We start from the raw sequence: 12,294 nt of genomic DNA on the forward strand, positions 1-12,294 counted from the left end.
GCAGAGCGCAGCGAAGCATCTTGCCCGCCACCACTAATCAATCCAATTGAGTCACTACCGCAAGCGAGATGCTTCGCTACGCTCTGCATGACGTTCTACCTTTTTCCTTTCTCCTCGCACATTATCCCGTATAGCTTGAAATCAACGCCATTCTTTCCGGACCTTTGGCGCACTAACTCAACCGCACCTCTATGAACCCTCTTGTTGACATCCGTCAGTTCGACCAAAGCCTGTGGCTGGACTTCATCAGCCGCCCTATCATCATCGACGGCAAGCTGCAACACCGCATTCAGAATGAAGCCCTGCGCGGCGTAACCTCGAACCCGGCCATTTTCGCCAAGTCCATCGGCGACACGGCCGACTATGATTCGGCCATCAAGGCGCTGGCTTTGCAGGGCAAAACCACCGACGAAATCTACACCAACCTGGCCGTGGCCGACGTGCAGGCCGCCTGCGACCTATTCCGCCCGCTCTACGACGGTGCCGGCCACGGCTCCGACGGCTACGTGAGCCTCGAAGTATCGCCCGAGCTCGTGAACGACACCGAAGGCACCATCGCTGAAGCCCTGGCCCTCTGGAAAGCCGTAGACCGTCCCAACGTGATGATAAAAGTGCCGGCCACCCTCGAAGGCCTGCCCGCCATCCGCCGCCTCATCTCAGAAGGCGTGAACGTGAACGTGACCCTGATTTTCGGCCTGGAGCGCTACCGCCTGGTGGCCGAAGCCTTCATCGCCGGCCTCGAAGACCGCGCCGCCAAAGGCGAGCCGCTGTCCCGCATCGATTCGGTGGCCAGCTTCTTCCTGAGCCGCATCGACGTGCTGATTGACCCGCAACTGGAAAAAATCGCGGCCGAAGGTGGTGAGAAAGCCAAACTGGCTGAAAGCCTCGTGGGCGAAGTGGCCATTGCCAGCGCCAAGCAGGCCTACCAGATTTACAAGGAAGTTTTTGCCGGCCCGCGCTGGGAAGCCCTGGCCGCCAAAGGTGCCGAAACCCAGCGCCTGCTGTGGGCCAGCACCGGCAACAAAAACCCCAAATACGACAATCTGCGCTATGTGGACGGCCTCATCGGCCCCAATACAGTGAACACCGTACCGGTGGAAACGCTGGACCTGTTCGGCAAAAGCGGCAAGGTGGCCGTCACCATCGAAGACAACCTGGAGCATAGCAAAGACGTGCTGGCCCGCCTGCCCGAGCTTGGCCTGAACTTGGAAGAGCTGACTCAGCACCTCGAAGAAGATGGCGCCCAGAAATTCAAGGAGCCCTTCGGCAAGCTGCTGCAGTCCATTGAAAAGAAGCGCGCCCTAGCCCTGGAAGACCAGATAGACGAGGCCAAGATGGAGCTGGGGAAATACCAAGCCGACGTGGATGCGCAGATTGAGAAATTCAAGGCCGACAACTTCGTGCACGGCTTCTGGGACAAGAAGGCTGACCTCTGGACCAACGACGAAGCCGGGCAGCACAGCATCCGCAGCTTCATGGGCTGGCTGCGCGTGGCCGAAACCATGGTGGGCCGCGTGACCGAAATCGAGCAGTTCGTGGCCTCGGTGAAGGCCGCCGGCTTCAAGCACGTGGTGGTGATGGGCATGGGCGGCAGCACCATGGCCCCGATTGTGTTCAAGTCGTCGTTCCCGCAGGGCGAAAACGGCCTGCCCATCTCGGTGCTCGACACCACTGACCCCGGTACGGTGCGCGAAATTGAAGCCTCGGTGCCGTTGGCTGAAACGCTGTTCATCGTGGCCAGCAAATCCGGGACCACGGCCGAGCCGCTGGCATTCGGCGACTATTTCTACGCCAAAGTCAAAGAAATCAAGGGCGACAAGGCCGGCGAGAACTTCGTGGCCATTACCGACCCGGGCTCCAAGTTCGTGACCGACGCCACGGCCGCCAACTACCGCCACATCTTCCTCAACTTCCCCGAGGTGGGCGGCCGCTTCTCGGCCCTCACCTACTTCGGTCTGGTGCCGGCCGCCCTCTACGGCCTGCCCATCGGCGAGATTCTGGAGCGCGCCATTCTGATGATGCGCGCCTGCGGCGCCTACGGCCCGACCGACAAAAACCCCGGCCTGGAGTTGGGCGCCGCCCTCGGCGTGCTGGCCGAGCAGGGCCGCGACAAGCTCACGCTGGTAGTGCCCGACTCCTTGCACGACCTGGGCCTGTGGCTGGAGCAGCTGCTAGCCGAAAGCACCGGCAAGGAAGGCAAGGGCATTCTGCCCGTGGCCGGCGAGCCGCTGGGCGACCCGGGCATCTACGGCACCGACCGCGTATTCGTGTACGTGGGCTACAAGGGCCAGGCCGACGAGGCCAACACCAGCAAGCTGCAAGCCCTGGCCGCCGCCGGCCACCCCGTCATCACCCTGCTGATGAAGGACGCCTTCGACCTCGGCCAGGAGTTCTACCGCTGGGAAGTGGCCACGGCCGTGGCCAGCGCCGTGTTCCGCATTAATCCCTTCGACCAGCCCAACGTGCAGGCCGCCAAAACCGCCACCGACAAGCTAATGAAGGCCGTGGAGGCCGACGGCAAGCTGCCCGAAGGCGAGAAGCCCGCCGCCAGCGAAAACGGCGTGGACTACTACACCGCCGCCCACGGCGAAGGCGCCGCCGGCGTGCTGAAAGCATTCTTCGCGCAGGCCAAGCCCGGCGACTTCATGTGCCTGCAAGCCTACCTGACTGAAACGCCCGCCGTGAGCGCCAGCCTATTGGAGCTGCGCCAGCGCGTGCAGAACGCGCTGCACATCGCTACCACCTCGGGCTACGGCCCGCGCTTCCTGCACAGCACCGGCCAGTACCACAAGGGCGGCCCCAACACCGGCCTGTTCATCCAGTTCACCGACAACAACCCGCAGGACCTGGCCCTGCCCGGCCGCTCCTATACCTTCGGCACCTTCAAGAATGCCCAGGCTCTGGGCGACCTGCAAGCCCTGCTCGACAACGGCCGCCGCACCTTGCGCGTGAACCTCGGCAACGACGCGGAAACGGGTTTGAAGACCATGCTGGCGGCGCTGGACTTGAAGTAGCAGCTGAATATCTCCGTTCTAACGTGGCGCCTCACCCCCAGCCCCTCTCCCAAGGGAGAGGGGAGCCAGACGGTTTGCGCATTGGAGCAAAACCGGTACCCCCTCTCCTTTGGGAGAGGGGGTCAGGGGGTGAGGCGCCCGCCAGAATGAAGCGGTAGAGATGCTTCGACTGCGCTCAGCATGACGTTCTTTTTTTCTGTCTACTTTTACCAGCACTCAACCTCATTTAACGGCATTCAACCCCACCCAGCCCTTTTTTATGCCCACTTTACACAATCGATTGTGCAGCCTGTTACTCGGTTTCAGTGCTTCTTCAGCAGCACTAGCCCAGACGGCGCCCACGCTCGCACCGTCCGGCAACCCCATCATTCGGAATAAATACACGGCCGACCCCAGCGCGATGGTGCAAAAAGGCACCGTGTACCTCTACACCGGCCACGACGAAGCGCCCGCCCGCCAGGAACGCTACGTGATGCACGAATGGCTTTGCTTCTCCTCGACCGACATGGTGAATTGGACCGAGCACCCGGTGCCGCTCAAGGTGTCGGATTTTGCCTGGGCCAAGGACGATGCCTGGGCCTCGCAGGTGGTGGCGCGCAACGGCAAGTTCTACTGGTACGCGGCCGTGGAGCACGGCAGCATTCACGGCAAGGCCATTGGCGTGGCGGTGGCCGACAGCCCCACCGGCCCCTTCAAAGACGCCCGCGGCTCGGCCCTGATTGCGCCCGACATGACCACCGACAAAATCAGCTGGGCCGACATCGACCCCACGGTGTTCATCGACAGCAAGGGCCAGGCCTACCTGTTCTGGGGCAATACCACCTGCTACTACGCCAAGCTAAAGGCCAACATGACGGAGCTCGATGGCCCCATCCAAACCGTGGCCGGGCTGCCGCGCTACACCGAGGCGCCGTGGGTGCACGAACACAACGGCTGGTACTACCTAAGCTACGCTTCGGAATTTCCCGAAAAAATTGTGTACGCCATGAGCCGCAGCCTCGAAGGCCCGTGGCAATACAAAGGCATTCTGAACGAGATAGGCGGCAACTCCAACACCAACCACCAGGCCATCATCGACTTCAAGGGCCAGTCCTACTTTATCTACCACAACGGCGCCATCAACACCGACGGCGGCAGCTTCCGCCGCTCCGTCTGCATCGACTACCTGTATTATAACAAGGACGGCACCATGAAGCGCGTGGTGATGACGACGGAAGGCGTGAAGGCGGCGAAGTAGAATAGCCGCATCAGAACGTCATGCAGAGCGCAGCGAAGCATCTTTACCGCACAACGCAATTATTTACTGTTGCGGTAGAGATGCTTCGCTGCGCTCTGCATGACGTTCTTACTTTCCCTGCGACACGTCCTTGGCCGGGCGCGTCAGCAAGTCCACATCCGTCACCTGCTGCGGAAACCACACGGTCATCTCGCCCTTGCCGCGGTTGGCCCAGGCGTAGTACGGGATGGCCGTCAGGGTCTGGCGCACGGTGCTGATGCTGTTATTGGCAGCGTCGATTTTCACCACCGGCACTGTGGCCGTCAGCTCCGTGATGCCGTTGAGCACGTCGGGCTTGGGGGTGGCGGTGAAAGTGGTGCCGGCGGGCACGATGATGTTGCTGGCGCGGCCGTCGTTGTCCTTCCACTCGGCGCAGTACATCACCGGGCCGCGCTGTAGGGCCACTTTGCCGGCGTCATCGAGCACCTTGGGGTGGGCCACCACAGTGCGGACTTCCATCGGCAGGGTCACTTCCACCACGTCATTCTTTTTCCACTTGCGGGCCAGCACGGCGTAGCCGTTCCGCAACTGATAATCAACCGGCTTGCCGTTCACTTTGATGACGACTTTCTCCGCCGATGGCGAGGCAAAGGTGTACAGATTGGAAGGCATGGCCTCGTTGCGAGCCCAGCCGGGAATGCGCACCAGCAGGTTGAAATCTGAGGTTGCGGCCTGGTTCACGGTGAATTTCAGGTCGCCCTGCCAGGGGTAGTTATTCTGCTGGGTGAGGCGCACCGCCTTGTTCTGCACCGCCAAATCGGTGCTGCCGCTCACGAAGAGGTTCACGTAAATGTCGCGGCCTTTCTGCCCATACACGTAGCCGGGCAGCGAGGGAAACAGCCGCGCCAGGTTCGTCGGGCAGCACGAGCACTCAAACCAGCCCGCCCGCGCCGGCTCCGATTCCGGGAAGCTGGCCGAGTTCTTAATCTGCATGGCATTGCTGTAGAAGAACGACTTACCATCCAGCCCCACGCCCGAGAGCAGGCCGTTGTAAAGCACCTTTTCCATGATGTCGGCGTACTTGGCGTCGCCGTGCAACTGGAACATGCGCTGGTTCCAGTAGATGTCGGCCACCGAGGCGCAGGTTTCGTTGTAGGCCGTGGTGTTGGGCAATTCATAGTTGCGCCCGAACCGCTCGCCGCCGGGCACCGCGCCGGTGCCGCCGGTCACGTAGAACTTCTTGCTCACCATGTTCTGCCAGATGGTATCCACGGCCGCCAGCAGCTGCTTGTCGCCGGTGAGGGCGGCCACGTCGGCCATGGCCGAGTACAGGTATTCGGCGCGCACGGCGTGGCCTTCGGCCTCGGTCTGGGCCACCACGGGCTTGTCGTCCTGCCAGTACTGGCCGTTTTTCCATACGTCGCTGCTCTTGGGGTCGTAGCCCTTGTAGTGCCCGCGCTGCTCGATGAAAAATTTCGCCGTGCTCAGGTATTCCGGCTTGCCGGTCACGCGGTAGAGCTTCACCAAGCCCATTTCCACGATTTCGTGGCCAGGAGCAATCAGGCGCTTGCCGGGGCCGAAGGTGGCGCACACCAGGTCGGCATTTTTCAGCGCGATGTTGAGCAGGTTTTTCTTGCCCGTGGCCTGGTAGTGGGCCACAGCCGCCTCGTAGAGGTGGCCGGAGTTATACAGCTCGTGGCTGAGCTCGCGCTCCTTTTCCCACCGCGTGTTGCCGGCCCAGGCGTGCGGGTGGGCCGGGTCGATGGTGCGGGCCGTGTAGAGGTAGCCGTCGGGCTCCTGGGCCGCGCCCACCTTGGCAATCAGCACGTCCAGGTAGGCTTCCAGCTTCTTGTCGGGCTCCAGACTGAGCGAGTACGAGGCCCCCTCCAGCGTCTTGTAAATGTCGGTGTCGTCGAAGGGAAAAGTCGTGGCGAATTTGCCCGAATGCGCCGCCGCCATCTCAAAGTTCTTCACCCGATTGGTGGCCTCGCAGCGCTGAAACGAGGCCGGGATGGTGACGGTGGTGTTGGTCTGGAGGCGGGGCTGCCAGAAGTTATCCGTCAACTTCACTTTGGTGAAGGGCACGGCCTGAATGGGATAGTCGGCCCGCTGCTGAGCCGCGAGGGGCAGGGCGGCGCTGAGGCCGAGGATGAACAGGAAAGACTTAGGAGTGAGCATATTGATTGGTTATCTGTAGAGACGCGACACTTCGCGTCTCCGCGTCTGCGCCGTTCGGGCCTCATTTTCTGATGTTGTTTAATTTAATCCGGGCGGTTCTGGTCGTTCAACGCCGAGACGCGAAGTGTCGCGTCTCTACATCGTGCTGACTTACTTTTTGCGGGTTGAAATGCGGTACAGCCGCGCGCCGTGCCGCCGGACGTAGGGCGCAAACTCGCCCGCGAAGTGCCCCAGTTGCTGGCCGGTCCACAGGTCCTGCACATAGCCCCCGGTCAGGCCCAGTTCTTTCAGCACTATCGGCACCTGCACCGAATCGGCGGGCGTGGGCCGGTAGGGGCTGGTGGTGAAGATGAGGCCATCGAGTGTGCCGCCGGTGTTTTGCCGGGCGGCGGCCTGGTCGAGTCCCAGCGTGGTGCGGAAGCGCGTGTAGCCAGCCGGCAGGTCGTACTCGATGATGGAGTTAGCGTGCGTGCCGATGCCGGTTTCGGCCGTTTGGCCCGCCACTAGCAGCGGCGCGCCCGATACGCTTTTGCCCACCGTGGCCTGGCCCCAGCCGGCCGTGGCACTGCGCCAAGGCAGCGAAGCGAGGGCCACGGTTTTGCCGTCGGTGGTGCTCAGCGTGGGGTTTAGCCAGTCGGCGTGGTCCCAGGCGGTACCGTCGCCGCCGTCGCGCACGTTGAGGTAGAGCTTGGTGGCGCCGGTGATGTCGATGTCGGCGGCTTTGCTCGGTGCTTGGCGGTTGAGGGAGCCGCTGTTCCAGGCGGCGGCGCTGGCGGGGGCCAGCTCTTGGTCCTGGGCGTTGAAGAGGGCCAGGAACTTGTCGCCGGTGGCGGGGTCGTCGGCGGTCCAGGCCACCAGGTCGCCGCGGCGGAAGAGTTGGCGGTTGTGGGTGCTGCTGCGGTTCACGGCCAGCACACGCGGGTTGGTGAGCAAGGCCAGCGTGGCCGCGTCGTTGCTGGGCAGGTCGCCGCCGAACATCAGCGGCGAACGGAAGATGCTCCACAGCGTCATCAGCGTGGTTTGCTCGTCGCGGGTGAAGCGGGTCATCCGGTCGTTGCCCCGCTCGGCCCGAATGCCCAAGCGACCCAGCGGCAGCATATCCGCATCCGGAAAAGCGCCGGGCTGGATGTGCGGCGCCCACCGCTCGCACACCTCAAAATGTTCCTTGAGCTGCTCCCAGCTGTCCCAAAAGTCGCCCACGGTGCGCCACATGTTGGCATTCGCGGCCACATGCCCGGCCTCAGCAATCGGGGTTTCGCCGGGCGAGGTACTGAACACAATTTTGCGCCCGGTCTTGTCGATGGCCCGCCGAATCATCTCCACTTCCGGCTTGTGGTAGGGCTCGGAAAGGTCGTCCACCTTCACGAAGTCCAGCCCCCACGAGGCGTAGAGCTTAAAGAGTGAATCGTAGTATTCCTGCGCGCCGGGGCCCTCCTTCACGGTGTACATGTCGCGCAGCCAGCGCGCCTGGTCCTCCTTGCTGTAGATGTCGGCCGCCGTGAGCTTGGTGCCGAGGATGGGCAGCCGGCGCTGCACCGCCACCACCGGAACGCCGCGCATGATGTGAATGCCGAATTTCAGCCCCTTCGCGTGCAGGTAATCAGCCAGCGGCCGAAACCCTTTGCCGCCGGCCGCCGAGGGAAACCGGTTTGGGGCGGGCACGAAGCGGCCGTACTCGTCGATGTTCCACTCGGGATTTTTCTCGTTGTAGCCGTGGGCCGTGTCGTTGCCCACGTACCAGCGAATGTCCACCACCACGTATTCCCAGCCGCTGCTTTTGAGGTTTTTGGCCATGTAGTCGGCGTTGGCTTTCACTTCGGCTTCGGTCACGGTGGGGCCGTAGCAGTCCCAACTGTTCCAGCCCATCGGCGGCGTGGGCGCCCACTGGTGGAAGTCGGGTTTGGGCACTGCTTTTTGGGCGTAGCCGGGAAGGGTGGCCGCCAGCAAGCCGGCCGCCAACAGCGGTTTCAGGTTTTTCATGGGTGGGATTGTGGCTGCGTTTGGGGCGGGCAGTTAGCCGTTCAGGCAGGCGTCTCCCCCCGACCCCCTCTCTCAAAGGAGAGGGGGAGCCAGACGGTTTGGGACGGCCAGTGAGCGCAGGCCGTTCGCCTACCGCCGGCCCGGCACCCGTAGCACCGTGAAGGAATTAGGCGCCAGGGTGTAGCTCACCGTGCTGCCTTTCACTACAAAGTTGGCCTCCTGCGGCACCAATTTGCGGGGTTCTTTTAGGCTGTTTTGGGTGTTTAAATCGTCAGCGGCCATCACCAGGGCGCGGCCGGCCTTGCCCAGCTTTTTGGCGCCGGCCAGGCTCACCGTCACAGCGCGTGGGGCGCTGGAGTAGTTCACCAGCTTCACCACGAGGTCGCCGGCCGCGTCGTCGGCCACGGCGCTGGCGAAGAGATTGTCGGTGCCGTTTTTGGCGCCGCCGGGCAGCTGCACGGGCAGCATGGTAGTGCCCTTGTTCTGGCTGAAAAGCTGCTGCACGTAGTAGTTCACCGTGCCGTAGGCGCTCAGGTTGTCGAACCAAATCAGGTTGGGCGTCCATTGCCAAGCGTCCACATGGGCCAGCATGGGGGCGTAAGAAGCCATGGCCACCACGTCGGCGTTGCGCTCCAGGCCGGTCATGAAGGCGGCTTCGGAGAGGGCGCAGTCCCAGTTGTTCTTGTTTTCGGTGTTGGCGATGCCCGCGCTCTGGGCCGCGTACTCGCCGGCGAAGATTTTGGAACCGGTGCGGGGGTAGCTGTCGTAGCGGCCCACGTTCTGGCGGAACCACTCGGGCTTGGCGTAATAGTGCTCGTCGATGTACTCGGCGTTCAGCTCACGCATGCGCTTGGTGGCCAGGTCGAAATTGGCGCCGTCGGGGCTGGGGCCGGCGCTGCTCACCAGCTGAATGTTCGGGTATTTTGCTTTGATGGCTTTCGCAAACGGCTCGTAGCGCTCCAGGTACTGCGGCCCCCACTGCTCGTTGCCGATGCCAATCATTTTCAGGTTGAAGGGTGCGGGGTGGCCCATGGCCACGCGCTTGGCGCCCCAGGTGGAAGTGGCCGGGCCGTTGGCAAATTCCACCAAGTCCAGGGCATCCTGAATGAAGGTATCCAGCGTGGGCTCGTCGGCCGGGGCGGGCGCGTTCGGGCCCTTGGCGGTGCTGCTCACCGGAGCCAGTTCGGCCGAGTTGTACTGGCAGGCCATGCCCACGTTCAGGATGGGCAGCGGCTCAGCGCCAATATCTTCGGAAAGCTGGAAATACTCGAAAAAGCCCAGCCCGAACGACTGGTAATAGTCGGGGGTGTAGCGGTTCTTAAACTCTTTGTTCCAACGGTTTATCATCGGCTGGCGCGAGGCCACGTCGCCGATGGTTTCCTTCCACTGGTAGCGGTTGTCGAGCGTCATGCCCTCCACGATGCAGCCGCCGGGGAAGCGTAGGAAGCCCGGTTTCATATCCTTGAGCAACTGCACGATGTCGGGTCGCAGGCCGTTCTCGCGCTTCCCCCAGGTATCTTTCGGGAAGAGCGACACCACGTCAAGGTCCACGGCGCCGACGCCGTTCATGGTCAGCTTGAGGCGGGCTTTCGCCGCCGTAGCCGAGGGTTTCATTAGCACCGTGTACTTCTTCCACTCGCCGGTGAGGCCCATAACCTGACTTTGGGCCAGGCTGCGGCTGCCTTCTTCCAGCGTCACGGTCAGGCCATTCACATTGCCGGCGCCTTTGCGGGCGTAAATCGAAAACGTGTACTCGGCGCCTTCCTTCACGCCCATACCCCGGAAGCCCTCGTTCACGAAACCGGCGTCGGGGCCAGCCGTTTTGGCGCTCAGGCGCAGGAAGTGGCTGTTGGCGTTGCTAATAGGTTTGCTGTTTGATACAACATAGCTTTCCAGGCCCGCCGCCCCTTTAATCGCCTTCCAGCCAATGAGGTGGTCGTCGTACTCAAACGACTTGTTTTTCACCAGCTCGGGGTAAAGCCCGCCATCGGCCGCAAAGTTGATGTCCTCGAAAAACAGGCCGAACATGTTTTTGGGCACGGCCGCGCCGGGCTTGTTCACCTGCACCGTGATGGTGGCGGGCGCGGCGGTTTGGGCGTGGGCAGGTAGGATACTGGTTAGGGCCAGGGCGGCCGCGCCCAGCAGGCGCCGGGCTGGGGAGAAGGTCATGGGTGGGAATTTATGGCAGTTGGAAAAAGAAAGCTTGGTGTCGCCCAGGCATGAGCGCCTCACCCCCGGCCCCTCTCCCAAAGGAGAGGGGAGCCGGACGACTTGCGTATAGCGCAAAACCGGTGCCCCCTCTCCCTGAGGAGAGGGGGTCAGGGAGTGAGGCGCCACGCCCGCCCAGCCTTAGCGGCCGCCGAAGGCTACCTCATTGTAGCGCAACTCGTTTTTGAACGTCCGCAACTTGGTGTCGGCATCAATAATGACGAACTCGATGCCGGCCATTTCGGCGAAATCTTCCAGGTACTCCGCCGTCAGGTTCTGGCTGTAGCCGGTGTGGTGTGCGCCGCCGGCCAGAATCCAGGCGGCGGCGCCGACGGCCAGGCTGGGCTGCACTTTCCACAGCACGCGGGCCACGGGCAGCTTGGGCAGGTCGGCGGCGGGCAGCACGGCCTCCACCTCGTTCACAATCATGCGGAAGCGGTTGCCCAGGTCCACGATGGTGGCGTTCAGGGCGGGGCCGGCGGGGCAGTTGAACACCAGGCGGGCGGGGTCGGCCTTGCCGCCGATGCCCAGCGGGTGCACTTCCACCTTCACCTTGCCTTCGGCGATGCTGGGGCAGATTTCCAGCATGTGCGAACCCAACACTTGCTCGTTGTCGGGCTCAAAATGGTAGGTGTAGTCCTCCATGAAGGAGTTGCCGCCGGGCAGGCCGGCGCCCATCACCTTCATGGCGCGCACCAGGGCCGAGGTTTTCCAGTCGCCCTCGCCGCCGAAGCCGTAGCCCTCGGCCATCAGCCGCTGCGTGGCGATGCCGGGCAGCTGGGCCATGCCGTGCAGGTCTTCGAAAGTATCGGTGAAGCCCTTGGCGCCCTTATCCTGCAGGAACTTGCGCATGCCGGCCTCGATGCGGGCGGCTTCGCGCAGGCTATCGCGCTGGGCGCCGCCGGCTTTCAGGTCCTCGGCTAGCTCGTATTCTTTTTCATAAGTAGCCAGCAGCTCGTCAATCTGGCTGGCGTTCACCTCGTTCACCACGGCCACCAGGTCGCCAATGCCGTAGGTATTCACCTCGTAGCCAAACTTGATTTCGGCTTCCACCTTATCGCCTTCGGTCACGGCCACGTAGCGCATGTTGTCGCCGAAGCGGATGAATTTGGCCGATTGCCAGTCGGCCCAGGCGCAGGCCACGCGGCTCCAGATGCTGAGGCTCTCGTGCACCGCCGCGCTCTGCCAGTGACCCACTATCACCTTGCGCTTCAGCCGCATGCGGGCCCCGATGAAGCCAAACTCCCGGTCGCCGTGCGCCGATTGGTTGGTGTTCATGAAGTCCATGTCGATGTCGGCCCACGGAATGTCGCGGTTGAACTGCGTGTGTAGGTGCGCCAGCGGCTTTTGCAGGATTTTCAGCCCGTTTATCCACATTTTGGCGGGGGAAAACGTGTGCATCCAGGCAATCAGGCCCACGCAGTTTTCGGCCTGGTTGGCTTCCTGCATGAGCTTGTAAATCTCCTGCGGCGTTTTCAGAATGGGTTTGTAAACGATTTTAACAGGCAGCTTGCCGCCCAGGGCCGTGGCAATTTCCTGCGAGTGGCGGGCCACTTCTTCCAGGGTTTCGGGGCCGTAGAGGTGCTGCGTGCCGGTGATGAACCAGGCTTCGTAATGCGAAATGTCAATCATAGAAGTAGCGCGGACTTTTAGTCCGCGAGTGAAATAATTTGTAATTGAATTTTGTGCCTCCGCGGA

6 protein-coding genes are annotated in these 12,294 nt (G+C 62.5%); 2 read left to right on the forward strand and 4 right to left on the reverse strand.

From position 1 onward, the window contains the following. Positions 1-191: 191 nt before the first annotated feature. Together Q4S41_RS22970 and Q4S41_RS22975 are read left to right on the forward strand one after the other, a co-directional pair. The gene (locus Q4S41_RS22970; RefSeq protein ID WP_305033483.1) at positions 192-3,014 is read left to right on the forward strand and encodes a bifunctional transaldolase/phosoglucose isomerase; all 2,823 of its coding nucleotides are present in this window, start codon (positions 192-194) and stop codon (positions 3,012-3,014) included. 259 nt (positions 3,015-3,273) lie between these two features. Continuing rightward, positions 3,274-4,251 carry a glycoside hydrolase family 43 protein gene (locus Q4S41_RS22975; RefSeq protein WP_305033484.1) on the forward strand — a complete coding sequence of 326 codons (978 nt, stop codon included), beginning with the start codon at positions 3,274-3,276 and terminating at the stop codon, positions 4,249-4,251. A gap of 108 nt (positions 4,252-4,359) precedes the next feature. Here the strand turns inward: Q4S41_RS22975 and Q4S41_RS22980 are convergent, their stop codons facing one another. The 4 genes from Q4S41_RS22980 to araA form a co-directional block, all read right to left on the reverse strand. Beyond that, the gene (locus Q4S41_RS22980) at positions 4,360-6,408 is read right to left on the reverse strand and encodes a glycoside hydrolase family 127 protein (protein WP_305033485.1); all 2,049 of its coding nucleotides are present in this window, start codon (positions 6,406-6,408) and stop codon (positions 4,360-4,362) included. 150 nt (positions 6,409-6,558) lie between these two features. Then, positions 6,559-8,388, reverse strand: coding sequence for an NPCBM/NEW2 domain-containing protein (locus Q4S41_RS22985; protein ID WP_305033486.1), 1,830 nt, complete (start codon positions 8,386-8,388; stop codon positions 6,559-6,561). 129 nt (positions 8,389-8,517) lie between these two features. Then, entirely contained in the window at positions 8,518-10,557 is a 2,040-nt protein-coding gene (locus Q4S41_RS22990; RefSeq protein WP_305033487.1) for an alpha-L-arabinofuranosidase C-terminal domain-containing protein, read from the reverse strand. 180 nt (positions 10,558-10,737) lie between these two features. Beyond that, positions 10,738-12,228, reverse strand: a complete 1,491-nt coding sequence (gene araA, locus Q4S41_RS22995) for an L-arabinose isomerase (protein WP_305033488.1) — start codon at positions 12,226-12,228, stop codon at positions 10,738-10,740. Positions 12,229-12,294 lie beyond the last annotated feature (66 nt).

Source organism: Hymenobacter convexus, from assembly GCF_030580955.1.
Taxonomy (GTDB): Bacteria; Bacteroidota; Bacteroidia; order Cytophagales; family Hymenobacteraceae; genus Hymenobacter.